This is a genomic window from Pseudomonas sp. HT11, from assembly GCF_044875395.1.
Lineage (GTDB): Bacteria > Pseudomonadota > Gammaproteobacteria > Pseudomonadales > Pseudomonadaceae > Aquipseudomonas.
The window spans coordinates 1,348,450-1,374,828 of record NZ_CP173217.1 but is presented as its reverse complement, the minus strand read 5'-3'; the positions used below and the strand labels follow the sequence as shown (position 1 = coordinate 1,374,828).

At 61.0% G+C, this 26,379-nt stretch carries 25 protein-coding genes; 9 read left to right on the top strand and 16 right to left on the bottom strand.

What is annotated here, in order from left to right; all coding sequences use genetic code 11:
* Positions 1–10: 10 nt before the first annotated feature.
* From lysS to ABWL43_RS06095, 9 genes are all read right to left on the bottom strand, one after another.
* Positions 11–1,513 (bottom strand): lysine--tRNA ligase, encoded by a 1,503-nt coding sequence (gene lysS / locus ABWL43_RS06135; RefSeq protein ID WP_145161776.1) that lies wholly within the window; start codon positions 1,511–1,513, stop codon positions 11–13.
* A gap of 109 nt (positions 1,514–1,622) precedes the next feature.
* Positions 1,623–2,718 (bottom strand): peptide chain release factor 2 gene (gene prfB / locus ABWL43_RS06130; RefSeq protein WP_096236834.1). Its coding sequence is split into 2 segments (ribosomal slippage): positions 1,623–2,645 and positions 2,647–2,718, totalling 1,095 coding nucleotides; the frame shifts between segments, so codons are not numbered across the junction.
* A gap of 235 nt (positions 2,719–2,953) precedes the next feature.
* On the bottom strand, positions 2,954–3,955 hold the full coding sequence (locus ABWL43_RS06125; RefSeq protein WP_145161774.1) for a PleD family two-component system response regulator: 1,002 nt from the start codon (positions 3,953–3,955) through the stop codon (positions 2,954–2,956).
* 51 nt (positions 3,956–4,006) lie between these two features.
* The gene (locus tag ABWL43_RS06120; RefSeq protein ID WP_145161771.1) at positions 4,007–5,017 is read right to left on the bottom strand and encodes a chemotaxis response regulator protein-glutamate methylesterase; all 1,011 of its coding nucleotides are present in this window, start codon (positions 5,015–5,017) and stop codon (positions 4,007–4,009) included.
* Positions 5,014–7,293 carry a hybrid sensor histidine kinase/response regulator gene (locus ABWL43_RS06115; RefSeq protein WP_404487180.1) on the bottom strand — a complete coding sequence of 760 codons (2,280 nt, stop codon included), beginning with the start codon at positions 7,291–7,293 and terminating at the stop codon, positions 5,014–5,016. The genes ABWL43_RS06120 and ABWL43_RS06115 overlap by 4 nt, the downstream gene beginning before the upstream one ends.
* Positions 7,290–7,991, bottom strand: a complete 702-nt coding sequence (locus tag ABWL43_RS06110) for a chemotaxis protein CheW (protein WP_404487178.1) — start codon at positions 7,989–7,991, stop codon at positions 7,290–7,292. The genes ABWL43_RS06115 and ABWL43_RS06110 overlap by 4 nt, the downstream gene beginning before the upstream one ends.
* Complete coding sequence (locus tag ABWL43_RS06105; RefSeq protein WP_404487176.1) at positions 7,988–9,247, bottom strand: CheR family methyltransferase; 1,260 nt, start codon at positions 9,245–9,247, stop codon at positions 7,988–7,990. The genes ABWL43_RS06110 and ABWL43_RS06105 overlap by 4 nt, the downstream gene beginning before the upstream one ends.
* Positions 9,244–9,756 carry a chemotaxis protein CheW gene (locus ABWL43_RS06100; protein WP_145161752.1) on the bottom strand — a complete coding sequence of 171 codons (513 nt, stop codon included), beginning with the start codon at positions 9,754–9,756 and terminating at the stop codon, positions 9,244–9,246. The genes ABWL43_RS06105 and ABWL43_RS06100 overlap by 4 nt, the downstream gene beginning before the upstream one ends.
* Positions 9,756–11,378, bottom strand: coding sequence for a methyl-accepting chemotaxis protein (locus tag ABWL43_RS06095; RefSeq protein ID WP_242194347.1), 1,623 nt, complete (start codon positions 11,376–11,378; stop codon positions 9,756–9,758). Before ABWL43_RS06095 ends, ABWL43_RS06100 begins: the two co-directional genes overlap by 1 nt.
* 348 nt (positions 11,379–11,726) lie before the next feature.
* Here ABWL43_RS06095 and ABWL43_RS06090 point away from each other — a divergent pair, with 348 nt between their 5' ends.
* On the top strand, positions 11,727–13,352 hold the full coding sequence (locus ABWL43_RS06090) for a glucan biosynthesis protein D (RefSeq protein WP_404487173.1): 1,626 nt from the start codon (positions 11,727–11,729) through the stop codon (positions 13,350–13,352).
* A gap of 50 nt (positions 13,353–13,402) precedes the next feature.
* Here ABWL43_RS06090 and ABWL43_RS06085 read toward each other — a convergent pair whose 3' ends face one another.
* The 3 genes from ABWL43_RS06085 to ABWL43_RS06075 all read right to left on the bottom strand — a co-directional run bounded on the left by ABWL43_RS06085 (position 13,403) and on the right by ABWL43_RS06075 (position 17,025).
* Positions 13,403–13,588 carry a hypothetical protein gene (locus ABWL43_RS06085; RefSeq protein ID WP_106577224.1) on the bottom strand — a complete coding sequence of 62 codons (186 nt, stop codon included), beginning with the start codon at positions 13,586–13,588 and terminating at the stop codon, positions 13,403–13,405.
* Positions 13,589–13,890: 302 nt separating this feature from the next.
* Entirely contained in the window at positions 13,891–14,997 is a 1,107-nt protein-coding gene (locus ABWL43_RS06080) for an NADH:flavin oxidoreductase/NADH oxidase (RefSeq protein WP_106577225.1), read from the bottom strand.
* A gap of 126 nt (positions 14,998–15,123) precedes the next feature.
* Positions 15,124–17,025: a potassium transporter Kup gene (locus tag ABWL43_RS06075; protein WP_404487171.1), complete on the bottom strand. Its 1,902-nt coding sequence runs from the start codon at positions 17,023–17,025 to the stop codon at positions 15,124–15,126.
* A gap of 406 nt (positions 17,026–17,431) precedes the next feature.
* Here ABWL43_RS06075 and ABWL43_RS06070 point away from each other — a divergent pair, with 406 nt between their 5' ends.
* The 7 genes from ABWL43_RS06070 (at position 17,432) to tsaA (ending at position 22,327) form a co-directional block, all read left to right on the top strand.
* Positions 17,432–17,755 (top strand): type II toxin-antitoxin system RelE/ParE family toxin, encoded by a 324-nt coding sequence (locus tag ABWL43_RS06070; protein WP_145161739.1) that lies wholly within the window; start codon positions 17,432–17,434, stop codon positions 17,753–17,755.
* On the top strand, positions 17,752–18,087 hold the full coding sequence (locus ABWL43_RS06065; RefSeq protein ID WP_145161736.1) for an addiction module antidote protein: 336 nt from the start codon (positions 17,752–17,754) through the stop codon (positions 18,085–18,087). Before ABWL43_RS06070 ends, ABWL43_RS06065 begins: the two co-directional genes overlap by 4 nt.
* A 181-nt stretch (positions 18,088–18,268) precedes the next feature.
* Positions 18,269–19,609 (top strand): 30S ribosomal protein S12 methylthiotransferase RimO, encoded by a 1,341-nt coding sequence (gene rimO / locus ABWL43_RS06060; RefSeq protein ID WP_106577227.1) that lies wholly within the window; start codon positions 18,269–18,271, stop codon positions 19,607–19,609.
* A 99-nt stretch (positions 19,610–19,708) separates the two neighbouring features.
* The gene (locus tag ABWL43_RS06055; protein ID WP_106577228.1) at positions 19,709–20,176 is read left to right on the top strand and encodes a GNAT family N-acetyltransferase; all 468 of its coding nucleotides are present in this window, start codon (positions 19,709–19,711) and stop codon (positions 20,174–20,176) included.
* Positions 20,177–20,387: 211 nt separating this feature from the next.
* The gene (locus ABWL43_RS06050) at positions 20,388–21,098 is read left to right on the top strand and encodes an rRNA pseudouridine synthase (protein ID WP_404487167.1); all 711 of its coding nucleotides are present in this window, start codon (positions 20,388–20,390) and stop codon (positions 21,096–21,098) included.
* 68 nt (positions 21,099–21,166) lie between these two features.
* Positions 21,167–21,628, top strand: a complete 462-nt coding sequence (locus ABWL43_RS06045) for a DUF1456 family protein (RefSeq protein WP_003189058.1) — start codon at positions 21,167–21,169, stop codon at positions 21,626–21,628.
* Between the two features lie 3 nt (positions 21,629–21,631).
* Complete coding sequence (tsaA, locus tag ABWL43_RS06040; RefSeq protein WP_404487165.1) at positions 21,632–22,327, top strand: tRNA (N6-threonylcarbamoyladenosine(37)-N6)-methyltransferase TrmO; 696 nt, start codon at positions 21,632–21,634, stop codon at positions 22,325–22,327.
* Positions 22,328–22,459: 132 nt separating this feature from the next.
* Here tsaA and fpr read toward each other — a convergent pair whose 3' ends face one another.
* Positions 22,460–23,239, bottom strand: coding sequence for a ferredoxin-NADP reductase (fpr, locus tag ABWL43_RS06035; protein ID WP_003189055.1), 780 nt, complete (start codon positions 23,237–23,239; stop codon positions 22,460–22,462).
* A 124-nt stretch (positions 23,240–23,363) separates the two neighbouring features.
* Here fpr and ABWL43_RS06030 point away from each other — a divergent pair, with 124 nt between their 5' ends.
* On the top strand, positions 23,364–24,290 hold the full coding sequence (locus ABWL43_RS06030) for a LysR family transcriptional regulator (protein WP_169368331.1): 927 nt from the start codon (positions 23,364–23,366) through the stop codon (positions 24,288–24,290).
* 4 nt (positions 24,291–24,294) lie between these two features.
* Here the strand turns inward: ABWL43_RS06030 and ABWL43_RS06025 are convergent, their stop codons facing one another.
* The 3 genes from ABWL43_RS06025 to ABWL43_RS06015 all read right to left on the bottom strand — a co-directional run bounded on the left by ABWL43_RS06025 (position 24,295) and on the right by ABWL43_RS06015 (position 26,355).
* Positions 24,295–24,657: a diacylglycerol kinase gene (locus ABWL43_RS06025; RefSeq protein ID WP_094949927.1), complete on the bottom strand. Its 363-nt coding sequence runs from the start codon at positions 24,655–24,657 to the stop codon at positions 24,295–24,297.
* Between the two features lie 75 nt (positions 24,658–24,732).
* On the bottom strand, positions 24,733–25,383 hold the full coding sequence (gene erdR / locus ABWL43_RS06020; protein ID WP_404487162.1) for a response regulator transcription factor ErdR: 651 nt from the start codon (positions 25,381–25,383) through the stop codon (positions 24,733–24,735).
* A gap of 252 nt (positions 25,384–25,635) precedes the next feature.
* On the bottom strand, positions 25,636–26,355 hold the full coding sequence (locus ABWL43_RS06015; protein ID WP_404487160.1) for a tRNA-uridine aminocarboxypropyltransferase: 720 nt from the start codon (positions 26,353–26,355) through the stop codon (positions 25,636–25,638).
* Positions 26,356–26,379: the final 24 nt, after the last annotated feature.

The window sequence follows — 26,379 nt, the reverse complement described above, 5'->3', positions numbered from 1 at the left end:
TTCACTACGGTTACGCTTGTGGCCGCATGTGCGGGAACAAGATCACATCGCGGATCGACGGCGAGTTGGTCAACAACATCACCAACCGGTCGATGCCGATACCTTCACCGGCGGTTGGCGGCATGCCGTATTCCAGGGCGCGGACGAAGTCGGCGTCGTAGTGCATCGCCTCGTCGTCGCCAGCGTCCTTGTCGGCCACCTGGGCCATGAAGCGCTCGGCCTGGTCTTCAGCATCGTTAAGCTCGGAATAAGCGTTGGCGATTTCGCGCCCGCCAATGAACAGCTCGAAACGGTCGGTGACGTTCGGGTTGTCATCGTTGCGACGGGCCAACGGCGACACTTCGAACGGGTACTGGGTGATGAAGTGCGGCTGCTCCAGCTTGTGCTCAACCAGCTCTTCGAAAATCATCACCTGCAATTTGCCCAGGCCTTCAAAACCCAGCACCTTGGCGCCGGCTTTCTTGGCGATGGCGCGGGCCTTGTCGATGTCATTCAGGTCGTCAGCGGTCAGCTCAGGGTTGTACTTGAGGATCGAGTCGAACACCGACAGGCGCACGAACGGCTCGCCGAAGTGGAACACCTTGTCGCCGTACGGCACGTCGGTGCTGCCCAGGACCAGCTGCGCCAGCTCGCGGAACAACTCTTCGGTCAGGTCCATGTTGTCTTCGTAGTCGGCGTAAGCCTGGTAGAACTCCAACATGGTGAATTCTGGGTTGTGACGGGTCGAGACGCCTTCGTTACGGAAGTTGCGGTTGATCTCGAAGACTTTTTCGAAGCCGCCAACCACCAGGCGCTTGAGGTACAGCTCAGGCGCAATGCGCAGGAACATTTCCATGTCCAGCGCGTTGTGGTGGGTTTCGAACGGCTTGGCTGCGGCACCACCGGGGATGGTTTGCAGCATCGGCGTTTCCACTTCCAGGAAGTCACGCTTCATCAGGAAGCTGCGGATGTGGGCGATGACTTGCGAACGCACGCGGAAGGTCTGGCGCACGTCTTCGTTGACGATCAGGTCAACGTAGCGCTGGCGATAGCGCTGTTCGGTGTCGGTCAGGCCGTGGTGCTTGTCCGGCAGCGGGCGCAGGGATTTGGTCAGCAGGCGCACGCTGGTCATTTCGACGTACAGGTCGCCCTTGCCGGAACGGGCCAGGGTGCCTTCAGCGGCAATGATGTCGCCCATGTCCCAGGTTTTCACCGAGGCCAGGGTTTCTTCCGGCAGGGTTTTACGGTTGACGTAGACCTGGATGCGGCCGGTCATGTCCTGGATCACCATGAACGAGCCACGGTTGAGCATGATGCGACCGGCAACCTTGACCGGGATTGCAGCCTCTGCCAGCTCTTCCTTGGTCTTGTCCGCGTACTGCTTCTGCAAGGCATCGCAGTAGTTTTCGCGGCGGAAGTCGTTGGGGAAGGCATTGCCCTTGGCGCGCTCGGCAGCAAGCTTTTCCTTGCGCAGGGCGATCAGGGAGTTTTCTTCCTGTTGCAGGGCTTGCGGGTCGAGTTGTTGGTCGCTCATGTCTTTAAATTTTCCATCAGGTTCGTTGCCCCAGCCTGTGGCTGGGGATCGCGGGCAAGCCCGCTCCCACAGGGATCGAGGGGTGTCAGCCAATCCCGCATTGCATGTATTACAAGCCCGATTTCAGGCTGGCTTCCAGGTATTCGTCAATGTCGCCATCGAGCACCTTGTCGCAGTCACTGCGCTCGATGTTAGTGCGCAGATCCTTGATCCGCGACGCATCAAGCACATACGAACGGATCTGGTGACCCCAGCCGATATCCGACTTGGTGTCTTCCAGCGCCTGGGACGCGGCGTTGCGCTTCTGCATTTCCTGCTCGTACAACTTGGCCCGCAGCATTTTCATGGCGGTGTCCTTGTTCGCGTGCTGGGAACGTTCGTTCTGGCAGCTGACCACGGTGTTGGTCGGTACGTGGGTAATACGTACGGCCGAGTCGGTGGTGTTTACGTGCTGACCACCGGCACCGGAGGAGCGATAGGTGTCGATCCGCAGGTCGGCCGGGTTGATCTCGATTTCGACCTTGTCGTCGATCTCTGGCGAGACGAACACCGCCGAGAACGAGGTATGGCGACGGTTGCCGGAGTCGAATGGGCTCTTGCGCACCAGGCGGTGCACGCCGATCTCGGTGCGCAGCCAGCCAAAGGCGTATTCACCCTTGATGTGCACGGTCGCGCCTTTGATGCCAGCGACTTCACCGGCCGACAGCTCCATGATGGTCGCGTCGAAACCGCGTTTGTCAGCCCAGCGCAGGTACATGCGCAACAGGATGTTGGCCCAGTCCTGGGCCTCGGTGCCGCCGGAACCGGCCTGGATGTCCAGGTAGGCGTTGTTCGGGTCCATTTCGTGGCTGAACATGCGGCGGAATTCAAGCTTGGCGAGGTTTTCCTCGAGACGGGCCAGCTCGGCGACGACATCGCCCACTGCGCCTTCGTCGTTTTCTTCGACGGCCATGTCCAGCAGGTCGCGGCAATCGCCCAGACCGGTGTTCAGTTCGTCGAGCGTGTCGACGATCTGTGCCAGCGCAGCGCGCTCGCGGCCCAGTTCCTGGGCGTATTCAGGTTTGTTCCAGACAGCCGGATCTTCAAGCTCGCGATTGACTTCGGTCAGACGCTCATGCTTTTGATCGTAGTCAAAGATACCCCCGAATAGTTTCGGAGCGCTCGGACAGGTCCTTGATGGTGTTAAGGATCGGGTTGATTTCCATGGCGGGCAGCACTCGTTGGCGAACTTTTGAAAGCCGACGAGTATAACGACAAACCAGCGGGAACGGCAGCCCGCTTGGCGAAAAGGCCGGATTTGTACACAATCCAAGCCCCATGAAGATCCAAATATGGGAGGGGCTTGCCCCCGCTGGCAGCCTGTCAGTCAATGATGTTGTGACTGCCCCACCGCTATCGGGGGCTAGCCCCCTCCCACATTGAATGGGGCACGGCCTCAGGTCACTCGATACCGACCTGATTGCGCCCATTGTGCTTGGCCGTGTACAAGCCTTTATCCGCCGCCATGATCAGCTGCCGGCAATCCGTGCCCTGCACCGGCGTCAGGGTCGACAGGCCAATGCTGATGGTCAGGCTGGCGCCTTCGGCCGGGGCAATGTGCGGGATTTTCAGCGCCGCCACGGCCATGCGCAGCTTTTCTGCCACCAGGCGTGCGCCGCCCGGCGAGGTGTTCGGCAGCACCAGCGCAAACTCTTCACCGCCATAGCGTGCCGGCAGATCGGAAGGACGACTGCTGGCTTCGCGGATCGTCGCAGCGACTTTGCGCAACGCTTCGTCACCTTCGACATGGCCAAAGCTGTCGTTGTAGGTCTTGAAGAAATCCACATCGATCATCAACAACGACAACTGAGTCTGGTCACGCATGGCGCGACGCCATTCCAGCTCAAGGTACTCATCGAAGTGCCGGCGATTGGACAGCCCGGTAAGACCGTCGGAGTTCATCAACCGTTGCAGCACCAGATTGGTGTCCAGCAACTGCTGCTGGCTGACCCGCAGCGCCCGATACGCCGCATCCCGCTGCAACAGCGTCATGTACGAACGCGAGTGATAGCGGATGCGCGCCACCAGCTCGATGTTGTCCGGCAGCTTGACCAAATAGTCGTTGGCCCCGGCCGCGAACGCCGCGCTCTTGATCAGCGGGTCTTCCTTGGTCGACAGCACGATGATCGGGATATTCGCGGTGGCCGGATGGTTGCGGTATTCACGCACCAGCGTCAGGCCATCAAGGCCCGGCATGACCAGATCCTGCAGGATCACCGTGGGCTTGATGCGAATCGCCTGGGCAATCGCCTGATGCGGGTCGGCGCAAAAGTGGAAGTCGATGTTTTCCTCATGGGCCAGGCCGCGCCGCACCGCTTCGCCGATCATGGCCTGGTCGTCGACCAGCAACACCATGGCGGCATTTTCGTCGGTCTTGATGTCGTCGATCTGTAAATCATTCATGTGCAGTCACCTGAATTACTTTCCTGCATGCCGGCACCGCGGAGGGTTTGATCATTTTGCAAAGACCTCCAGCAATCGGGGCGCAATTCTGTCCAGTGGGCGAATTTCAACAGCGGCATCAATGGCCGCCGCCGCTTTGGGCATGCCATACACCGCCGAGCTCTGTTGATCCTGGGCGATGGTCAAATATCCTTGTTCACGCAGCAATTTGAGCCCCTGGGCGCCGTCGCGACCCATGCCGGTCAGCAATACGCCGACGGCGTCGCCGTTCCAATGGCTGGCGACGCTTTCAAAAAACACGTCGATGGAAGGCCGGTAAATCTCGTTAACCGGCTCTGCGGTATAGGCCAGCGTGCCGTTTTTCAACAGGCGGATGTGGTGGTTGGTGCCGGCCAGCAGGACCACACCGCTTTGTGGCGGCTCGCCCTCACGCGCCAGGCGCACCGGCAGGCCGGACGCGCTGCTCAGCCACTCGGCCATGCCCGCGGCGAACACCTGATCCACATGCTGCACCAGCACGATGGCCGCCGAAAAGTCCCGTGGCAAACCCTTGAGCAGGATTTCCAGGGCAGCCGGCCCGCCTGCCGAGGAACCAATCGCCACCAGGCTTTGACGCTTGCCGGTGCCGCGCTGGGGCGCCGTTTCGGTGCGCACCCGGCTGCCGCGCTGGCCGACCAGCCAGCCAATATTGAGGATTTTGCGCAGCAACGGCGCCGCCGCATCCTTGGCGTTGCCAACGCCCAGCGCCGGCGTATCCACCACATCCAGGGCGCCATGGCCCATGGCTTCGAACACGCGGCTGACATTGGCCTGGCGGTCGACGGTGACGATCACGATCGGGCACGGGGTCTCGGCCATGATCCGCCGCGTGGCCTCCACGCCATCCATCACCGGCATGATCAGGTCCATCAGGATCAGGTCCGGGACCACCTCGGCGCAGTGCTGCACGGCTTCCAGACCGTTGCTGGCCACCCACACCACCTGGTGCGCGGGTTCAAAACTCAAGGCGCGGCGCAAGGCCTCCACCGCCATGGGCATGTCATTGACGATCGCAATCCTCATGCCCGTGCGCCTCCGATCAGTTCCATCACGGCGTCCAGCAAGGCATCGTCATGGAAACTGGCTTTAGCTAAATAATAGTCGGCGCCGGCATCCAGTCCACGACGCCGGTCTTCTTCGCGATCCTTGTACGACACCACCATCACCGGCAACGATTGCAGGCGACTGTCACGGCGCAAGAGTGTGACCAATTCAATACCGTCCATGCGAGGCATATCAATGTCAGTGATGAGCAGGTCGAAGTCTTCGGAACGCAACGCGTTCCAGCCATCCATGCCATCGACCGCGACAGCCACTTCATAACCGCGATTAAGTAACAATTTGCGTTGCAGCTCACGCACAGTGAGCGAGTCGTCCACCACCAGCACGCGTTTACGCGGCGCCTCGGTGGCCTGCTGGCTACGCCGGGCGATGCGTTCCAGGCGGCCGGTATTGAGCAGCTTGTCCACCGAACGCAGCATGTCTTCAACGTCGACGATCAACACCACCGAGCCGTCGTCCAGCAAGGCACCGGCAGAAATATCCTGAACCTTGCCGAGGCGATCATCCAGCGGCAACACCACCAGCGTGCGCTCGCCGATAAAGCGCTCCACCGCGATGCCATACACCGCATCGCGCTCGCGGATCACCACGACTTTAAGCGTCTCCTCATTGCTCTGCCCCGGGGGGCGCTGCAGCAACTGGCTGGCGGCGACCAGGCCGACGTGGCGGCCCTCGTGCCAGAAATGCTGGCGGCCTTCCAGTTGCACGATGTCATCGGGGGCCAGGTCGCACATGCGTTCGATGTGCGCCAGCGGGAACGCATAGGCTTCCTCGCCGACTTCCACCACCAAACTGCGCACCACCGACAGGGTCAGCGGCACCTCAAGGTGGAAGCGGCTGCCGCGCCCCGCCGCCTGCTCCAGCACCACCGCGCCGCGCAGTTGGCGCACCATATGCTGCACCGCATCCAGGCCGACGCCGCGCCCGGACACTTCGGTGACCTTGTCGCGCAGGCTGAACCCCGGCAGGAACAGGAACGTCAGCAATTCTTCCTCACTCAGGCGCTGAGCGGTTTCCAGTGGCGACAGGTGCCGCTCGACGATGGTGCCGCGCAGGCGCTCAAGATCGACGCCGTTGCCGTCGTCGCTCAACTCCAGCACCAGCAAACCTGCCTGGTGCGAGGCGCGCAGGCGGATCAGGCCCTCGGCCGGCTTACCGGCCAGCATGCGCTGCTCGGGCATTTCGATACCGTGATCGACGGCATTGCGTAAGAGGTGCGTGAGCGGGGCTTCGAGCTTTTCCAGTACGTCGCGGTCAACCTGGGTTTTTTCGCCTTCGATTTCCAGGCGCACTTGCTTGCCAAGGCTGCGGCCCAGGTCGCGGACCATACGCACTTGACCGGCCAGTACATCGGCAAACGGACGCATGCGGCAGGCCAGCGCGGTGTCGTAAAGCACTTGGGCACGCTGCCCGGCCTGCCAGCCGAACTCGTCCAGCTCGGCGGTTTTTTCCGCCAGCAAGGCCTGGGCTTCGCTTAACAGGCGCCGGGTGTCGGCCAGCGCTTCCTGGGCTTCGAGGTTCAAATCCAGGGCTTTGAGCTGGCCGTCCAATGTGTCCAGGGCGCGGGCGCTGTTGCTTTGAATGCGTTTGAGGCGCTGCATGCTCGCCAGGTAAGGCTTGAGCCGCTGGGTTTCCACCAGGGATTTACTCGACAGGTCGAGCAGGCTGTTCAAGCGCTCGGCGGTGACCCGCAGCACACGTTCGCCGCCTTCGGTCATGCGTTTGTTCTGGCGTGGCGGCTCGCTGGTCACGGGCGGCGCAGGCTCGGGTTCCGGCGGCGGCTCTTCGATAATCGGCGCCGGTGCAGATTGCGCAGGCGGCGGTGGCGCGATGTTGGCGGTCGGCTGCGACGGATCGAGCAAGCGCTCCATCAACGCCACATAAGCCTGGATATCCGCCGGGCCAACGTCGTTGCCGGGCGTGGCGATGCGCATCAGCAGGTCGGTGCCTTGCAGCAACGCGTCGATATGTTCGGGTTGCAAGTACAGGCGGCTTTCCTGGGCGCTGACCAGGCAATCCTCCATGACGTGGGCCACGCTGACCCCAGCGTCCACCCCGACAATCCGCGCCGCGCCCTTGAGCGAATGCGCGGCGCGCATGCACGCCTCCAACTGGTCGGCCTGGGTCGGGTTGCGCTCAAGCGCCAGCAGGCCGGCGCTCAGCACCTGGGTTTGCGCATCGGCTTCCAGGCTGAACAGCTCCAGCAGCGAGGCATCGCGCATCTGCTCGGGGGTCATGAGAGGCTCCGGGTCACGGCGGACAACAATTGCGCCTCGTCCAGCCAACGCAGGCTGCGGCCTTTCCACTGCAACACGCCCTGGGTGAAGCGCGCACTCGCCTGGGTGCCGGACGCCGATGCGGCCTTCAAGGTGCGCTCGTCGATGGCGTGGATGCCGTCAACTTCATCGACCGGCACCACGACCGGGCCGTCCTGCGCGGCGATGATCAACATGCGCGGCATGATGCGCCCGCCACTGGCACCGTTGCTGGTCGCGTCCAGCCCCAGCAGCTCCACCAACGACAGGCATGCAACCAAGGCGCCACGCACATTGGCCACGCCAAGCAGCGCCCGGGAACGCTGGTGCGGCAGCGAATGAATCGGCTGCAGCGGCGCCACTTCGACCAGGCACCGGGTGGCGATGCCCAGCCATTCCTCGCCAAGACGGAACATCAACAGGGAACGGGTAACGATGTCTTCGTCGAGTTCAGCCACGGCATAGGCGCGCTCACCGCCCTGCTGCAAGGCGTAACGGTCGAGCAACCGGGTGGCGGCAGCGGAATACACCGAGCAGTTGCGGCAGTGAATATGCTCCGCCAACAGCGGGCAGGACTTGTCGCCATGGATGCCGATGCGGTTCCAGCAGTCGTCAATGGCTTGGGTGTCGGCCAGGGTCAGATCCAGGCTTGCGGTGTTGAGCGCGTCGGTGCTACTCATCGTTTGGACTCACTGTCAGCTCGCTCGCTACGCGCGGCCCGCGCCTGCAAACGGCGCGCCCCCGCACTGTCGCCCTGGGACTCAAGCAACGCCGCCAGGTGCATCAAGGCCTGCGGGTGCTGCGGCTCCAGGTACAAGGCTTTTCGATAATAGCCCTGGGCTTCCAGGGCGCTGCCGGCTACATCGCTGAGCAACCCCAGCCAATAAAACACCTGGGCGGCCGGCGGATGGTTACTCAAATACTGCTCACAGGCGGCGCGGGCTTCGGCGCTCTTGCCTTCATTGGCCAGCGTGGCGATACGGCCGAGCAAGTCGCCGGCATCCGTCTGCGACGCCTTGATCGGCACCACCTGCGCGCTGACCGTGCTGAACGGCCGTGGCTTGACCGGAATCGGTGCGGCACTGCGCTGCGGAACCGGCGCAGGCACGGGCACGAATACCGGCTCAGGCTTGACCGGCTCGACGTGCCGACTGAAGGCAAAAGATTGCGGTATGCCAATCGAGCGCATGCCATGGCGCCCCAACAGGCTGCCTTCGGCCGGGCCGATAAACAGCACGCCGTCCTGATGAGTCAGGCCCTTGAGCACATCAAAGACTTGCTTTTGGGTCGGCTGGTCAAAGTAGATCAGCAAGTTGCGGCAAAACACGAAGTCGTAGCTCGGCTCATTGGCCAGCAGGCCCGGATCGAGCAGGTTGCCGACTTGCAGGCGCACTTGTTCGCGCACCCGGTCGGCGATGCGAAAACCGTCGGCCTCCTCGGTGAAATGGCGCTCGCGAAAGTCGATGTCGCTGCCGCGAAACGAATTCTTGCCATACACGCCACGCTTGGCGCGCTCCACCGACAACGGGCTGACATCCAGACCCAGCACCTTGAATTGATGCGGCGCCAGGCCCGCATCGAGCAGGGCCATGGCAATCGAATACGGCTCTTCGCCGGTGGAACACGGCAAGCTCAGAATACGCAGCGCGCGCATCTGCTTGATCTCGGCCAGCCGCGCCTTGGCCAGCCGCGCCAGGGTGGCAAAGGATTCGGGGTAACGGAAAAACCAGGTCTCGGGCACGATCACCGCTTCGATCAGCGCCTGCTGCTCATCATGCGAGCTCTGCAGATGCCTCCAGTAAGCCTCTGGCGTCTGCGCCTGCACAATCTGGCTGCGCTGGCGCACCGCGCGCTCGATGATCGCCTCGCCCACAGACGAGACGTCCAGGCCGATGCGTTCCTTCAAGAAGGCAAAGAAGCGCGGGTCGTTGCTCATAGACTCAGCTCGGCAGAAAACAGCAAGGTGCGCACGGGCTCGGTGAGCAATTCGTTGACACCAATCCATTGCATCAAGCCCAAGGCGTCCTCACGCACCAGCCCCAGGTAGGGTGCCTCGCGATTGTCCAGGCCATACGGCTTGAACTCCCCAAGGCCGCAGCGCAGGGTGTCGGTGGCCTGTTCCAGGATCAGCCCCAGCCAGCGCGCTTCAACCCACGGTTGCGGCTGGTAGTTGACCAGCACCAACCGCGTACTGGTGCGGGCTTGGGCCGGCGTGCCGAAGGTCAGCGCACACAGGTCGATCACCGGCACCAGCGCGCCACGGTGGGCAAAAATCCCCGCCACCCAGACCGGCGCATGTGCGATGGGTTTGAGCGGCAGGCGCGGCAGCACCTCGGCCACTTCCGTGGCTTTGAGGGCATAACGTTCGCCGCCGATGTGAAACACCAGAAACAACGCCTTTTTCGCTGCCGGGACGGCGCCGCGTTTAGCCGCGAGGTCGCTCATCAGACTTTGAAACGCGACACGCCGCTGCGCAGACCGACCGCAACCTGGCTCAATTCATCAATGGCAAAGCTGGCCTGGCGCAGGGATTCGACGGTCTGGCTGCTGGCATCGCCCAGTTGCACCAGTGCGTGGTTGATCTGCTCGGCACCGGTGGCCTGGGCCTGCATGCCTTCGTTGACCATCAACACGCGTGGCGCCAACGCCTGCACCTGATGAATGATCTGCGACAGTTGCTCGCCCACTTGCTGCACTTCGAACATGCCGCGGCGCACTTCCTCGGAGAATTTGTCCATGCCCATTACGCCGGCCGACACTGCTGACTGGATCTCGCGCACCATCTGCTCGATGTCGTAGGTGGCCACGGCGGTCTGGTCGGCCAAGCGGCGCACTTCAGTGGCAACCACGGCGAAACCGCGGCCGTATTCACCGGCCTTTTCGGCCTCGATAGCAGCGTTGAGCGACAACAGGTTGGTCTGGTCGGCGACCTTGACGATGGTCACCACCACTTGGTTGATGTTGCCGGCCTTCTCATTGAGGATCGCCAATTTGGCATTGACCAGGTCGGCGGCGCCCATCACCGAGTGCATGGTTTCTTCCATGCGCGCCAGGCCCTGTTGGCCAGAACCGGCAGCGACCGACGCCTGGTCGGCAGCGGTGGACACTTCGGTCATGGTACGTACCAGGTCCTTGGACGTGGCGGCGATCTCCCGCGACGTTGCGCCGATCTCGGTGGTCGTTGCCGCGGTTTCGGTGGCGGTGGCCTGTTGCTGCTTGGAGGTAGCGGCAATCTCGGTGACCGAGGTGGTCACCTGCACCGACGAGCGCTGGGCCTGGGACACCAGGGCCGTCAGCTCGGTCATCATATCGTTGAAGCCGGTTTCGACGGCGCCGAATTCGTCCTTGCGCTCCAGGTTCAGGCGCTTGCTCAAATCGCCGTCACGCATGGTGCCGAGGATCGCCACGATGCGCTGCATCGGCGCCATGATGGCGCGCATCAACAGCAGGCCACACAGGCCGGCGGCGAGAATGGCCAGGGCCAGCGACACGAACATGCTGACTTTGGCAGCCGACACCGCGTCATCAATCGCCGTGGTTGCACGGTCGGCGACGTCTTTGTTCTCGGTAATGATGTCGTTGAGCTTCATGCGTCCTGCCGTCCAGGCGGGCGTCAGGTTGGCGTTGAATTCCTTGCGTGCAGCAACCAGGTCATTGCGCTGCAGGGCGTCGAGCACGATGGCCAGGCTCTTGTTATAGGCCTGGTGCAGGGCTTCGAACTTGTCGAACTCGGACTGGTCATCGCGACCGTTGATGGTGTGCTGGTAGTTGGCCATCTGCTCCCGGACACGCCCTTCAAATGACTTGAAGTCAGCCCTGTCGGCATCGGTCAGGCCCTTGTCGTCACGCAGACCGAGCAATGCCAGGGTTTGCAGGTAGCTGTCGACCCAGGCACTGCGGATCATCGAGCTCAGATAAACCCCCGGCACCGCGTCATCGCGGACAGCCGTCTCGCTGACCTCAATCTTCAGCAACCGTGAATAAGAGACCACAACCATTGACAGCATGATCGCGATAATGACCGCAAAGCTCGCCAAAATCCGTTGGCGCAAGGTCCAGTTCTTCACAGTAATTCCTCGAAGGGCCATTCAAATGGAGGGGAGTATAGCTGAGCGGATGGCCTCATTTATCAATGGGATTTGATGTAGCGTGCACAGAACGCAAATAAAGGTGGGAGGGGGCTTGCCTCCGATAGCGGTGAGCCAGCTAGCGATAAGCTGACTGATACATAACTTGTTTCACATGCAAGGCCATCACGCCGCCATCAATCAATTTTCCTGCGTCACCGAACCGCTTAAGCTATCCGGCGTCTGTTTATAGTCCGTTGCGTTTGGCCGAAGGCATGTCCGAACCGTTATTTCTGATCCAGCACGTGCCAGGAACGGCGCGGGATTTGCTCACGACAGGTTGTCTCTATGCACCGCAGGAATTTGCTTAAAGCGTCCATGGCCATTGCGGCTTACACCGGTTTATCGGCCAGTGGCCTGCTGGCCGCGCAGGCCTGGGCCGGTAACCGTGCCGCCGATGGCAAGGCCGTGGCGTTTGACTTTGAAACACTCAAAGCCCAGGCCAAACAGCTCGCCGGCACCGCGTATAAAGACACCAGGCAGGTGCTGCCGCCGACCCTGGCAAACATGACGCCGCAGAATTTCAATGCCATCGGCTACGACGGCAACCATTCGCTGTGGAAGGAGTTGAACGGCCAACTCGACGTGCAGTTCTTCCACGTCGGCATGGGTTTCAAGACGCCGGTGCGCATGCACAGCGTCGACCCCAAGACCCGTGAAGCCCGCGAGGTGCATTTCCGCCCGTCGTTGTTCAACTATGAAAAGACCACGGTAGACACCAAGCAACTGACCGGCGACTTGGGTTTCTCCGGTTTCAAGCTGTTCAAGGCGCCGGAGCTGGATCGCCATGACGTGCTGTCGTTCCTTGGCGCCAGCTACTTCCGTGCGGTGGATTCCACCGGCCAGTACGGCCTTTCCGCACGCGGCCTGGCGATTGATACCTACGCGAAAAAACGCGAAGAATTCCCCGACTTTACGCAGTTCTGGTTCGAAACCCCGGCCAAGGACGCCACGCGTTTTGTGGTCTATGCCCTGCTCGACTCGCCGAGCGCTACCGGTGCCTACCGCTTCGACATTGATTGCCAGGCCACTCAGGTGGTGATGGCCATCGACGCGAACATCAATGCGCGCACCGCCATCGAACAATTGGGTATCGCGGCGATGACCAGCATGTTCAGTTGCGGCACCGTTGAGCGCCGCATGTGCGACACCATCCACCCGCAGATCCACGACTCTGACCGCCTGGCGATGTGGCGCGGCAATGGCGAGTGGATCTGCCGCCCGCTGAACAACCCGGCCACACTGCAATTCAACGCGTTCGCCGACACCGACCCGAAAGGCTTCGGCCTGGTGCAGACCGACCATGAGTTCGCCAGCTACCAGGACACCGTCGACTGGTACAGCAAGCGCCCAAGCCTGTGGGTTGAACCGACGACCGCATGGGGCGAAGGCTCGATCGACCTGTTGGAAATCCCCACCACCGGCGAAACCCTGGACAACATCGTGGCCTTCTGGACCCCGAAAAAGCCCGTGGCCGCCGGCGACTCACTCAACTATGGCTACAAGCTGTACTGGAGCGCATTGCCACCCGTGAGCACACCGCTGGCCCAAGTCGATGCCACCCGTTCAGGCATGGGCGGCTTTACCGAAGGTTGGGCACCGGGCGAGCACTATCCCGAAGTGTGGGCGCGCCGCTTTGCCGTGGACTTCAAGGGCGGCGGCCTGGACCGTCTGCCGGCCGGCACCGGCATCGAGCCCGTGGTGACTTGCTCTCACGGTGAAGTGAAAGACTTCAGCGTGCTGGTGCTCGACAACATCAAGGGCTACCGCATTCTGTTCGATTGGTACCCGACCAGCGACAGTGTGGAGCCGGTGGAATTGCGGCTGTTTATCCGCACCCAGGACCGCACCTTGAGTGAAACCTGGCTGTACCAGTACTTCCCGCCTGCACCGGACAAGCGCAAGTACACCTGACCCACAAAGTGGGCGCTGGTTAGCCAGCGCCCACGCGGTCAGCGCGTTGTCTAAAACCGCGACACACTCTTCATCGCCCCTATCAGATACCGCATCGCAACCTGATCGTTTTCGGTCAGGGCGCGATATTGCGCCAGCAATTCGGCTTCATCCGAACTCAACCTGCGGCCACGCAAGAACATCCTGCGGGTTAGAAAAGACGCCACCACACCCGCTACACCATAGGACTTGGCCATGGACTGTTTCTCCTGATATCGATCTAAGACTCCTGTCGCCCATTCACCACCTTCCCTGAGGCGCAATGCCTTCGCGGACACACCGACTGACTCCCTGGGCCAGAAATCAGACTTACCTTAAGCGTAGAAACAATCTCGGCACGTGTGGGATTTTTTTAGAGTATTAACTTAAATAATTCGCTTAGGTAACAAAGACCTACAGCCCTTTCGCACGCGGCAACCGCCAGCGCTGGAAGTCGTCAGAAACGCGCGCAAGAAAAAACCCACCGGGTCAGGGTGGGTTTCGGTGAATCAGGCGCTGGTCAGTCCCGCAGATCAGACTCATGAATCGGCTGATCACGATGGGTCGCCCGTTGGTACTGCGCCGGCCAGGTGGCCTGGCGACCGCCCAAGTCATCGTCGGCATGCAACGGCCAGTACGGGTCACGCAACAGCTCACGGGCCAGGAAGATGATATCGGCCTGGCACGTGCGCAGAATGTGCTCGGCCTGGGCCGGCTCGGTGATCATGCCGACCGTGCCGGTGGCGATGCCCGACTCTTTGCGCACACGCTCGGCAAAGCGCGTCTGGTAGCCGGGGCCGGTGGGGATCTCGGCGTTGGCGGCGGTGCCACCGGACGACACGTCGATCAGGTCTACGCCCAAGTCTTTGAGGCGGCGCGCCAGCTCCACGGTTTCATCCGGGTTCCAGCCGTCTTCGACCCAGTCGGTGGCCGACACGCGCACAAACAGCGGCAGCTCCTGAGGCCAGACCTCACGCACGGCCTGGGTCACTTCGAGCACCAGGCGTATGCGGTTTTCAAACGAGCCACCGTAGTGGTCCTGGCGCTGATTGCTGATGGGCGACAGGAATTGATGCAGCAGGTAACCGTGGGCCGCATGGATTTCCACCACTTCAAAGCCGGCGGTCAACGCGCGTTTGGCGGCGGCGACAAAGTCGGCGATCACTTGCTGAATTTGCGCATCATCCAATGGCTTGGGCTGGGTGTGGTTGGGATCAAAGGCAATCGGCGAAGGCCCAACCGGCACCCAACCGCCCTCTTCCGGCTTGACGCTGCCGTGCTTGCCGATCCACGGCCGGTGTGTGCTGGCCTTGCGCCCAGCGTGCGCCAGTTGAATGCCCGCCACTGCGCCCTGGGCAGCAATGAAACGCGTGATGCGTTGCAACGGTTCGATTTGTGCGTCGTTCCACAGGCCCAGGTCCTGGGCAGTGATGCGGCCATCGGCGGTCACGGCGGTGGCTTCGGTGAAAATCAGCCCGGCGCCGCCCACGGCGCGGCTGCCAAGGTGCACCAGGTGCCAGTCATTGGCCAGGCCATCGTCGGATGAGTACTGGCACATCGGCGAGACGGCAATCCGGTTGAGCAGGGTCAATTGACGGAGGGTGTAGGGTTCGAGCAGCTGACTCATGGCGCACCTCTTCTGGGTTCTGTGGGCACTATTCAAACAGTGCTTAGAGCCTAGTCGACAACGGTGGCTTGCATAGGGTTCAGATGGAAAACGGGAGCCGATTGCCGGCTCCCGTGCAGCAGCGGCTTACATTTCGACCTGGGTGCCCAGCTCGATCACCCGGTTGACCGGGAGTTTGAAGAAGCGCAGGTTGCCGTTGGCATTCTTCAACATGAAGGCAAACAGGCTTTCACGCCAACGGGCCATGCCCTTGATGCGCGAGGCAATCACCGTTTCGCGGCTGAGGAAGTAGGTGGTGCGCATCGGGCTGAAATCCAGGTCGTCCAGATGGCACAGCTTGAGTGCCTCCGGCACGTCCGGCTCATCGGTAAACCCGAAGTGCAGGATCACCCGGAAGAACCCTTCCCCATAGGCGTCCACCTCAAAGCGCCGCGAGGCCGGCACACGCGGAATGTCCTCGTAGACCACCGTCAGCATCACTACCTGCTCATGCAGCACCTGGTTGTGCAGCAGGTTGTGCAACAGCGCGTGGGGCACGGCGTCTGGGCGCGCGGTAAGGAACACCGCCGTGCCCTGCACGCGATGAGGCGGCTGCACGCGAATACTGCTGATGAAGATCGGCAACGGCAGGCCGCCCTCGTCGAGACGCTCCACCAGCAATTGCTTGCCGCGCTTCCAGGTGGTCATCAGCACAAACAGCACGATCCCCGCCAACACCGGAAAGGCACCGCCCTGAATGATCTTCGGCACGTTGGCCGCAAAGTACAGGCCGTCCACCAACAGGCAGCAAACCAAGACCGGCACGGCGAGTATCGGCGGCCATTTCCACAACAGCAGCATCACCGCCGACACCAGGATGGTGGTCATCAGCATGGTGCCGGTCACCGCTACGCCGTACGCGGACGCCAGCGCATTGGAGGACTCGAAGCCGATCACCAGCAGAATCACGCCAACCATCAGCGACCAATTCACCGCGCCGATGTAGATCTGGCCCTGTTCGGCGCTGGAGGTGTGTTGAATGTGCATGCGCGGGATATAACCCAGCTGGATCGCCTGGCGCGTCAACGAGAACGCACCCGAAATCACCGCCTGGGAGGCAATCACCGTGGCCAGGGTGGACAACACCACCAGCGGGATCAGCGCCCAGCTCGGCGCCAGCAGGTAGAACGGGTTACGCGCGGCTTCCGGATCGCCCAACAGCATGGCGCCCTGGCCGAAATAGTTAAGCACCAGCGCCGGCAGCACCAGAATGAACCAGGCGCGAGCGATGGGTTTACGGCCGAAGTGGCCCATGTCGGCGTACAACGCCTCGGCGCCCGTCAATGCCAGCACCACCGCACCGAGGATTGCCACACCAATACCCGGGTGAGCCTCGAAGAAACGCACGCCCCACATCGGATTCAATGCGTTGAGCACTTCAGGGTGCAGGGTGATGCCATACACACCGAGGCCGCCGAGCACCAGGAACCACGTCACCATCACTGGCCCGAACAGCTTGCCGATGCGGTCGGTGCCGTGTTTCTGGATCAGGAACAGCGCCACCAGCACCACCAGTGCGATCGGTACGACCCATTTGTCGAGGCCATCGAATGCCAACTCCAGGCCTTCAATAGCCGACAACACCGAAATCGCCGGGGTGATCATGCTGTCGCCGTAGAACAGTGCCGCGCCGCACAAGCCACACACCACCAGGAAACTGCGCAACTTCTTGCGCTCCCCTGCCGCTCGTCGCGCCAACGCCGTCAGCGCCATGATGCCGCCTTCGCCTTGGTTGTCGGCGCGCAACACGAACAGCATGTATTTGATCGACACCACCCAGATCAGCGACCAGAAGATCAGCGCCAGGATCCCCAGCACACCATCATGGTTGACCTGAACACCGTAACCACCGGTAAACACTTCTTTAAGGGTATAGAGCGGGCTGGTACCGATATCGCCGTAAACCACCCCGACTGCCGCCACCAGCATGCCAATCGGCTTTGCATTGGAATGCTCGGCACCTGCCGCCTGACTATTTGCCTGACCCATCAACCACTCCTGCCCTTTGACCCAAGGTCTTTTATAAACAACGCGCCTAAGCTGACCGTAGCATGCGCTGTTTTACTTCTCGTAACAGACGTTTTATTGACCCAAGGGTTTTACCCATGCGCAACGGCGCGAAGCATAGCGCAGCACTCGTCGCATTTCCCTGCTCAAGTGATTCAGGCAATGCAGTCAGTCAGAGAGGAAGCGGCAATTTGCAGCCTTTTTGCCTGCATTGATCACATCTACGGCCACCCGTATATTTTTGGCCCGGCCCAGTAGTGCCGCCTTCGCGGTGTAAGCGAAAGATTCCTGACCGGCTTACCCGATCAATAAACCATGCCCCTACATGGCGCGCGCAGCCGATATAGAAACTCAATGATCGGCCTGTCTCTTTTAAGGTACATTTCTCATGTACGAAGTGAAACACGTACTGTCAGTCAATGGCGTGGATATCTACCAGGCCTGGCTGGACACCGTGCAGGACACGCGCTCAAAAGCAAGAATCACCACCAGAGTGGACCGCGCGTCCCTTGGTCACTTTGGCGCTACCGAGCCAGTGGGTGGTGGGGTCTTTGAGATGAAACTCGATTTCGGACCTGGGTTTCGCGTGTATTACGCAATCCACGATCGGCAAATTGTTTTTCTGTTGGGTGGTGGATCAAAAGCCAGGCAGCAGAACGATATCGATCAGGCTAAGGCGCTCTGGAAATCTTATAAGGTGCAGCAAAAATGACCATTCGTACTCGTTCTCATGAAGACAGCGTTCTTGAAATGCTTCGAGACGACGAAGCGTTCGCCCTCGAATATCTGTCTGTCGCGCTTGAAGAAATCGATGAAGCGGGTGGTGAAGACGCCTTCCTTGTTGCTATCCGTCGAGTGGCGGAGGCTCGTGGCGGAATGCTCAGCTTGTCGAAAAACACAGGGCTTAATAGGGCGAATCTCTACCGGTCCATCGCCGTCGGCGGCGACCCGAAGCTCTCGACTCTCTTGAAAGTGCTTCAGGCGTTAGGTGTGGGCATGTCTAAAGTTGTAGCGCACCGCGCAGAGCAAGACGTCCGGGCTTAAGAGCCTGGTAAGGATTGTGCGAATCCGCCACTGCAGCACTCGTCGCATTTCCCCGCATAAAGCTGGTCAAGTGCGTTGCCCGTCGCTAGAATTGCGCACTTTTTGATCAGAGGCGCACCAAGCGCCCGTCTACCGCCGTGTCGTGCCCGACTGGCGGCGCCATTCAATACCGAGGTTAGACATGTCCACCACCATCGCAAAAGCCAACCCCAAGGTCGGCTTTGTATCCCTGGGTTGCCCGAAGGCTCTGGTCGACTCCGAGCGCATCCTTACGCAACTGCGCATGGAAGGCTATGACGTCGTGTCCACGTATCAGGACGCCGACGTGGTGGTGGTCAACACCTGCGGCTTCATCGACTCGGCCAAGGCTGAGTCGCTGGAAGTGATCGGCGAAGCCATCAAGGAAAACGGCAAGGTCATCGTCACCGGCTGCATGGGCGTGGAAGAAGGCGCTATCCGCAACGTGCACCCAAGCGTGCTGGCCGTGACCGGCCCGCAGCAGTACGAGCAGGTGGTCAACGCCGTGCACGACGTGGTGCCGCCGCGTCAGGACCACAACCCGCTGATCGACCTGGTGCCGCCGCAAGGCATCAAGCTGACCCCGCGCCACTACGCCTACCTGAAGATTTCCGAAGGCTGCAACCACAGCTGCAGCTTCTGCATCATCCCGTCGATGCGCGGCAAGCTGGTCAGCCGCCCGGTCGGTGATGTGCTGGACGAGGCTCAGCGCCTGGTCAAATCCGGCGTCAAAGAGCTGTTGGTGATTTCCCAGGACACCAGCGCCTACGGCGTCGACGTAAAGTACCGCACCGGTTTCTGGAACGGCGCGCCGGTGAAAACCCGCATGACCGAACTCTGCGAAGCCTTGAGCAGCTTGGGCGTATGGGTGCGCCTGCACTACGTTTACCCGTACCCGCACGTGGACGAACTGATCCCGTTGATGGCCGCCGGCAAGATCCTGCCGTACCTGGACATCCCGTTCCAGCACGCCAGCCCGAAAATCCTCAAGGCCATGAAACGCCCGGCCTTCGAAGACAAGACCCTGGCGCGCATCAAGAACTGGCGCGAGATCTGCCCGGAGCTGATCATCCGCTCGACCTTCATCGTCGGCTTCCCCGGCGAAACCGAAGAAGACTTCCAGTACCTGCTGGACTGGCTGACCGAAGCGCAGCTGGACCGCGTTGGTTGCTTCCAGTACTCGCCGGTCGAAGGCGCACCCGCCAACCTGCTGGACGCAGCCATCGTGCCGGATGAGGTCAAGCAAGACCGTTGGGAGCGCTTCATGGCGCACCAGCAGGCCATCAGCTCGGCACGTCTGCAACTGCGCATCGGCCGGGAAATCGAAGTGCTGATCGACGAAGTCGACGAGCAAGGCGCCGTAGGCCGTTGCTTCTTCGATGCGCCGGAAATCGACGGTAACGTGTTTATCGACGATGCCAGCGGTTTGAAGCCGGGCGACAAGGTCTGGTGCACCGTGACCGACGCCGACGAATACGACCTGTGGGCCGTCAAGCGCGACTGATCAAAAAAACCTTAAAAGCCCCGCATCTGGACAAGATGCGGGGCTTTTTTAGGTCTATCGTTTGCCCATTGGCGTAGAAACAGGCGAGGGGCAGCGGGCATGCGTCAGCTTTCGGCAATTCATACACCCAAACTCAGCGACTTCGCGCACCTGGCGCAACTGTGGGAAGACTCGGTGCGGGCGACCCACGACTTTTTGCCGGACAGCTACATCGTGTTGCTCAAGGAGCTGGTGCTGACGCGCTACCTCGACTCGGTGATGCTGATCTGCACCAAGGACGCGCGCCAACGCATCACCGGGTTTGCCGGCGTGGCGTCAGGCAAGGTCGAGATGCTGTTTATCGACCCGCAGCACCGTGGCCAGGGCCTTGGCCGGCAACTGCTGCGTTATGCGATCGAGCACATGAACGCCGACACGCTGGACGTCAACGAACAGAACCCGCAGGCCCTGGGCTTTTACTTCAAGCAGGGCTTTGAGGTGATCGGACGGGCGGAGCATGACGGGCTGGGCCAGCCGTATCCGTTGCTGCACATGCGTTTGCGCCAGCAGCAACTGCGCAGAGGCTGACGCAACACAGAATAAAATGCGGGAGCCGGCTTGCCTGCGAACGCGGTGGCCCCATCAGCACACCTTGGCTGATACACCGCCTTCGCGAGCAAGCCCGCTCCCACATTTTGAACCGTGTATTGACCAATAAAGCTCCTGCGCTGAAATGGAGCCGGGATTAACCCGCGCCAGGCAGGTACAATAGCTCCCCCATTTTGCTACGGCCCTTGTCATGACTGACCCCATACGCCTCTCCAAACGCCTTATCGAACTGGTCGGTTGCTCCCGTCGGGAGGCTGAGCTGTTTATCGAAGGCGGCTGGGTCTCGGTGGACGGCGAAGTGATCGACGAACCGCAGTTCAAGGTCACCACCCAGAAGGTCGAGCTGAACCCAGAGGCCAAAGCCACTGCACCGGAGCCGGTGACCATTCTGCTGCACGCGCCGGCTGGCGTGGACGCGGAAACGGCGATGGCGTCGATCAGCGCCGAAACCCTGTCCGAAGAACACCGCTTCAGCAAACGCCCGCTCAAGGGCCACTTCCTGCGCCTGACCGCCAGTGCCGACCTGCAAGCCAAGGCCAGCGGCCTGCTGGTATTCACCCAGGACTGGAAGATTCTGCGCAAGTTGACCGCCGATGCCGCCAAGATCGAGCAGGAATACGTGGTGGAGGTTGAAGGCGACATGGTCGCCCACGGCCTCAATCGCCTGAACCACGGCCTGACTTACAAAGGCAAAGAGCTGCCCGCCGTGAAAGCCAGCTGGCAGAACGAAAACCGCCTGCGCTTTGCGATGAAAAACCCGCAGCCGGGCGTGATCGCGCTGTTCTGCGAAGCCGTTGGCTTGAAAGTCATCGCCTTCCGCCGCATCCGCATTGGCGGCGTGTCCATCGGCAAAGTGCCGGTCGGCCAATGGCGTTACCTGTCCGGCAAAGAGAAGTTCTAAGCCGCTGCCCCTTTCTCGACGCCGCCTGAGTGGGCGGTGTCCTCAGTTGAATACCAGGATTGCCCACCATGATTCACAACGACGTACTGCGCAGCGTGCGCTACATGCTCGACATCAGCGACAACAAGATGGTCGAGATCATCAAGCTCGGCGGCATGGACGTGACCAAGGAAGACCTGCTGACCTACCTCAAGAAAGATGAGGAAGAAGGTTTTGTGTTCTGCCCGGACGACGTCATGGCGCACTTCCTTGACGGCCTGGTGATTTTCAAGCGCGGCAAGGACGAAAGCCGTCCGCCGCAGCCGATCGAAACCCCGGTGACCAACAACATCATCCTCAAGAAGCTGCGCGTGGCCTTCGAACTGAAGGAAGACGACATGCACGCGATCCTCAAGGCCGCCGAGTTCCCGGTGTCCAAGCCTGAGCTGAGCGCGCTGTTCCGCAAGTTTGGCCACACCAACTACCGCACGTGTGGCGACCAGTTGCTGCGTAACTTCCTCAAGGGCCTGACGCTGCGGGTTCGTGCGTAAACCATGAGCTACAACGTCTCCCCCGTCGGCTTCGTGCGCTCCTGCTTCAAGGAGAAGTTCGCCATCCCACGCCAACCGCAACTGGCGCCTGCCGCCCGCGGCGTGCTGGAACTGGTGACGCCGTTCGACGGGGGTGAGGCCGTGCAGGGCCTGGAGCAGGTCAGCCATGTCTGGTTGCTGTTTCTGTTCCACCAGGCCCTGGAAGACAAGCCGCGCCTCAAAGTGCGCCCGCCGCGCCTGGGCGGCAACACGTCCATGGGTGTGTTCGCCACCCGCGCCACCCATCGCCCGAACGGCATTGGTCAGTCAGTGGTCAAGCTGGACAAGGTGGAGCCGGGGCGGTTGTGGATTTCCGGGATTGATTTGCTCGATGGCACGCCGGTGCTGGATATCAAGCCGTATGTGCCCTACGCCGATATTATCGACACGGCCACCAACCGCATCGCCAGTGGCGCGCCGCAGCTGATTCCGGTGCAGTGGCTGAAGACCGCGCTGCAACAGGCACAAGGCCATGCTCAGCGTCTTGGCGAGCCTCTGGTGGAGTTGATTGATCAGTGCCTGGCGCAGGACCCAAGGCCGGCGTATCAAACGCCGGGGCCGGAGCGCGAATACGGTGCGCAGTTCTGGGATGTGGATGTGCGCTGGCACTATCCCGAGGCGGGCCTTATCTGTGTACTGGAAGTGGTTCCAGCTGAATAAACCGGAAACAAAATGTGGGAGGGGGCTTGCCCCCGATAGCGGTGGGACATTCAACATCTCTGTTGACTGACTTGGCGCCATCGGGGGCAAGCCCCCTCCCACATTTAGATCTTCTTTGTTGCCCTGACTGTTTTACTTCTCGACGAACGCCCGCTCGATCAGATAATCACCCGGCTCACGCATACGCGGCGAAACCTTCAGGCCGAAGCTGTTCAACACTTCGCTGGTTTCGTCCAACATGCTTGGGCTGCCGCAAAGCATGGCGCGGTCGTCTTCGGGGTTGATCGGTGGCAGGCCGATGTCGCTGAACAGCTTGCCGCTGCGCATCAGGTCGGTCAGGCGGCCTTCGTTTTCGAATGGCTCGCGGGTCACGGTCGGGTAGTAAATCAACTTGTCACGCAGGGCCTCGCCGAAGAATTCGTTCTGCGGCAGGTGCTCGGTGATGAATTCGCGGTAGGCGACTTCGTTGACGTAACGCACGCCGTGGCACAGGATCACTTTTTCGAAACGCTCGTAGGTTTCCGGGTCCTGGATCACGCTCATGAACGGCGCGAGGCCAGTACCGGTGCTGAGCAGGTACAGGTGTTTGCCCGGCTTCAAATCGTCAAGCACCAGGGTGCCCGTCGGTTTTTTGCTGATGATGATCTCGTCGCCTTCCTTCAAGTGCTGCAATTGGGAAGTCAGCGGGCCATCGGGCACCTTGATGCTGAAGAACTCCAGATGCTCTTCCCAGTTCGGGCTGGCAATGGAGTATGCGCGCATGAGCGGGCGGCCATTTGGCTGTTGCAGGCCGATCATCACGAACTGACCGTTCTCGAAGCGCAGGCCCGGATCGCGGGTGCACTTGAAGCTGAACAGAGTGTCGTTCCAGTGATGAACACTGAGGACACGCTCGTGGTTCATGTTGCTCATGTACGGGGGACTCCTGGAAATGGGTCTGCGCCAAGATTGAGGTGCGCAATTGCACAGCATTCTAATGGCGGCGACAATATCTGTTAACTGGATTATTAAGATAAGGGTTATCGGTTATATCGATATGCGATTTACTCTCCGTCAACTGCAAGTCTTCGTCGCCGTCGCCCAGCAGGAAAGCGTCTCACGCGCTGCTGGCCTTCTGGCCTTATCTCAATCCGCCGCCAGCACCTCGATCACCGAGCTGGAGCGTCAATCCAGCTGCCAATTATTCGACCGCGCGGGCAAACGCCTGAGCCTCAATGCCCTCGGCCATCAGCTGTTGCCGCAGGCGGTGGCACTGCTGGACCAGGCCAAAGAGATCGAAGACCTGCTCAACGGCAAGTCAGGCTTTGGCTCCCTGGCGGTCGGCGCCACCCTGACCATCGGCAATTACCTGGCCACGCTGTTGATCGGCAGCTTCATGCAGCAGCACCCCGAGAGCCAGGTGAAGCTGCATGTGCAGAACACTGCGCATATCGTGCATCAGGTAGCGCACTACGAAATTGACCTGGGTCTAATCGAAGGCGACTGCAGCCACCCGGACATCGAAGTGCAAACCTGGGTGGAAGATGAGCTGGTGGTGTTTTGTGCGCCGCAGCATCACTTGGCCAAACGCGGCGTGGCAACCATGGAAGAGTTGACCCATGAAGCCTGGATCCTGCGCGAACAAGGCTCCGGCACGCGGCTGACCTTTGACCAGGCGATGCGACATCATCGCAGCGCGCTGAATATCCGCCTGGAGCTGGAACACACCGAGGCGATCAAACGCGCGGTGGAATCGGGCTTGGGGATTGGCTGCATTTCCCGGCTGGCGCTGCGCGATGCATTCCGCCGTGGCAGCCTGGTGCCGGTGGAAACCCCGGACCTGGACCTGGCCCGGCAGTTTTACTTCATCTGGCATAAACAGAAGTACCAGACCTCGGCAATGCGCGAGTTTCTGGAACTGTGCCGCGCCTTCACCGCCGGGGTTCAGCGCAGCGACGAAATTGTGCTGCCGAGCATCGCCTGAGGCCTTAGATCAGAATCACGGCCCACACCAGGGTAATCATGGTCAGCGCCACGAATTGCGCGGCGCTGCCCATGTCCTTGGCGTTTTTCGACAGCGGGTGCAGGTCGAGGGAAATCCGGTCGATGGCCGCTTCCACCGCGGAGTTGAGCAGTTCGACAATCAGGGCCAGCAGGCACACCGCGATGAGCAAGGCGCGCTCAACGCGGCTGACGTGCAGGAAAAAGCTCAGCGGAATCAGGATCACGTTGAGCAACACCAACTGACGGAATGCCGCCTCGCCAGTGAAAGCCGCACGCAGGCCATCCAGGGAATAGCCCCCTGCGTTGAAGATACGTTTAATACCGGTTTGACCCTTGAAAGGCGACATAGATGTAGGCAACTGAACCAAAGAAGTAGGGAAACTAGATCACGCAAAGTCAAAAAAGCGTGAATCGGCAATGTCTTAGTGCTGCGAAATTGACTCAAGTTGTTGCAAGAGCAGCGCCGCCTGAGTGCGCGTGCGCACGCCCAGCTTGCGAAAAATCGCCGTCACATGGGCCTTGATGGTCGCCTCCGACACGCTCAATTCATAAGCAATCTGCTTGTTCAGCAAGCCTTCGCAGACCATGGTCAACACCCGAAATTGCTGGGGCGTCAGGCTGGCGAGGCCATCACGGGCAGCCTTGGCTTCGTCGGACACGTTGATTTCGTCAAACGCTTGCGGCGGCCAGGACACATCGCCGTCAAGCACGGTGCGCACGGCTTTCTGGATCGCTTCCATTGAACTGGACTTGGGAATGAAACCGCTGGCACCAAACTCCTTGGAGCGCACCACCACGTCAGCTTCTTCCTGGGCCGAAACCATCACCACCGGGATCTGCGGGTATTGACCGCGTAACAGCACCAGCCCGGAAAAACCGTAGGCACCGGGCATGTTCAGGTCGAGCAGCACCAGGTCCCAGTCGGATTTTTCGGTGAGTCGTGCTTCCAGCTCAGCAATGCTGGCCACTTCAACCAGTCGCACGTCCGGGCCAAGGCCCAGGGTTACCGCCTGATGCAGCGCACTGCGAAACAGCGGGTGGTCATCGGCTATCAGGATTTCGTATGTGGCCATTGATTAAATGATCCTGTTTTTTATGGCAGCCCTGACGGGTTCAGGGTTCGCCAGTACACAAGGCAACGGCCAGGCAGCCACCGCCAAGGGGCAGGCTCAGCGTCAAAAACACCTGCAACGACGCTGAAAATTCACGGTTACGCCCCAATCGGCGCCCAGCATGCCCAGCGTAGCCTGGGGGGTCAAGCACTACGCCCGTGGGCATTTTAGCGAGTTGCAGGTTTACAGTGCCATCATGCAAACGTCGTCTGGTCATACCGCCGGGATGTGGGGCGAGAGGCGCGCATGAACGCTGTCCGACGGGTCCAGCGGCAACAGGAACTTGGCCGCCAGGTAATGGGTGCTGAATACGTCGAGGTAAGCATCCAGCACTTCACTGGCCGCCTGATCGCTGGCCAGCTCCAGGCACAGCGCCGCGACTTCGGCGGTGCAAAAATGATCATCCCGCTTGGAGCGGCGCAGCTTGTAGCGCGACAGCTGTTCAGGCGCCAGGCTCAACACGGGCAAGTGCTCAAGGTAGGGGCTCTTGCGGAACATCTTGCGCGCTTCACTCCAGGTACCATCCAGCAGGATGAACAACGGGCGCTTGCCCTCCTCCACTTTCACCTCACTGACAACCCGCTCTGGCGCGACGAATTCGCCGGGAAACACGATGTAGGGTTGCCACTGCGGGTCGGCCAGCAGGGTCAGCAACGCGGGATCAACCTCGGTGCGCGACCAGGCGAACGCGGTGGTGTCGTCAATCACATCGGCAATCAGCCAGCCGGTGTTGCTCGGCTTCATCGGCTCCACATCGTGCATCAGCAGGCACATCGCCGAACGCGCCTCTACCTGCGGCCGCCAGGCACACAGGCAATATTCGGGAATCACCCGGCAGCCGGGGCAACGTTCGGCGCGCGAACCTCGGTTGAGGAACGGGCGCACGGCCCGCGCCAGCCGCTGGGTACGCAAGCGGGAAACGGCATGGCTCATCGGGTGCAACCCGTAGAAGGGAAA

Excerpts from the sequence above, each read along its gene's own strand:
- lysS (WP_145161776.1), bottom strand. The coding sequence starts at position 1,513 with ATGAGCGACCAACAACTCGACCCGCAAGCCCTGCAACAGGAAGAAAAC.
- ABWL43_RS06125 (WP_145161774.1), bottom strand. The coding sequence starts at position 3,955 with ATGAATGATTTACAGATCGACGACATCAAGACCGACGAAAATGCCGCC.
- ABWL43_RS06120 (WP_145161771.1), bottom strand. The coding sequence starts at position 5,017 with ATGAGGATTGCGATCGTCAATGACATGCCCATGGCGGTGGAGGCCTTG.
- ABWL43_RS06115 (WP_404487180.1), bottom strand. The coding sequence starts at position 7,293 with ATGACCCCCGAGCAGATGCGCGATGCCTCGCTGCTGGAGCTGTTCAGC.
- ABWL43_RS06110 (WP_404487178.1), bottom strand. The coding sequence starts at position 7,991 with ATGAGTAGCACCGACGCGCTCAACACCGCAAGCCTGGATCTGACCCTG.
- ABWL43_RS06105 (WP_404487176.1), bottom strand. The coding sequence starts at position 9,247 with ATGAGCAACGACCCGCGCTTCTTTGCCTTCTTGAAGGAACGCATCGGC.
- ABWL43_RS06100 (WP_145161752.1), bottom strand. The coding sequence starts at position 9,756 with ATGAGCGACCTCGCGGCTAAACGCGGCGCCGTCCCGGCAGCGAAAAAG.
- ABWL43_RS06090 (WP_404487173.1), top strand. The coding sequence starts at position 11,727 with ATGCACCGCAGGAATTTGCTTAAAGCGTCCATGGCCATTGCGGCTTAC.
- ABWL43_RS06085 (WP_106577224.1), bottom strand. The coding sequence starts at position 13,588 with ATGGCCAAGTCCTATGGTGTAGCGGGTGTGGTGGCGTCTTTTCTAACC.
- ABWL43_RS06080 (WP_106577225.1), bottom strand. The coding sequence starts at position 14,997 with ATGAGTCAGCTGCTCGAACCCTACACCCTCCGTCAATTGACCCTGCTC.
- ABWL43_RS06075 (WP_404487171.1), bottom strand. The coding sequence starts at position 17,025 with ATGGGTCAGGCAAATAGTCAGGCGGCAGGTGCCGAGCATTCCAATGCA.
- ABWL43_RS06070 (WP_145161739.1), top strand. The coding sequence starts at position 17,432 with ATGTACGAAGTGAAACACGTACTGTCAGTCAATGGCGTGGATATCTAC.
- ABWL43_RS06065 (WP_145161736.1), top strand. The coding sequence starts at position 17,752 with ATGACCATTCGTACTCGTTCTCATGAAGACAGCGTTCTTGAAATGCTT.
- rimO (WP_106577227.1), top strand. The coding sequence starts at position 18,269 with ATGTCCACCACCATCGCAAAAGCCAACCCCAAGGTCGGCTTTGTATCC.
- ABWL43_RS06055 (WP_106577228.1), top strand. The coding sequence starts at position 19,709 with ATGCGTCAGCTTTCGGCAATTCATACACCCAAACTCAGCGACTTCGCG.
- ABWL43_RS06050 (WP_404487167.1), top strand. The coding sequence starts at position 20,388 with ATGACTGACCCCATACGCCTCTCCAAACGCCTTATCGAACTGGTCGGT.
- ABWL43_RS06045 (WP_003189058.1), top strand. The coding sequence starts at position 21,167 with ATGATTCACAACGACGTACTGCGCAGCGTGCGCTACATGCTCGACATC.
- tsaA (WP_404487165.1), top strand. The coding sequence starts at position 21,632 with ATGAGCTACAACGTCTCCCCCGTCGGCTTCGTGCGCTCCTGCTTCAAG.
- fpr (WP_003189055.1), bottom strand. The coding sequence starts at position 23,239 with ATGAGCAACATGAACCACGAGCGTGTCCTCAGTGTTCATCACTGGAAC.
- ABWL43_RS06030 (WP_169368331.1), top strand. The coding sequence starts at position 23,364 with ATGCGATTTACTCTCCGTCAACTGCAAGTCTTCGTCGCCGTCGCCCAG.
- ABWL43_RS06025 (WP_094949927.1), bottom strand. The coding sequence starts at position 24,657 with ATGTCGCCTTTCAAGGGTCAAACCGGTATTAAACGTATCTTCAACGCA.
- erdR (WP_404487162.1), bottom strand. The coding sequence starts at position 25,383 with ATGGCCACATACGAAATCCTGATAGCCGATGACCACCCGCTGTTTCGC.
- ABWL43_RS06015 (WP_404487160.1), bottom strand. The coding sequence starts at position 26,355 with ATGAGCCATGCCGTTTCCCGCTTGCGTACCCAGCGGCTGGCGCGGGCC.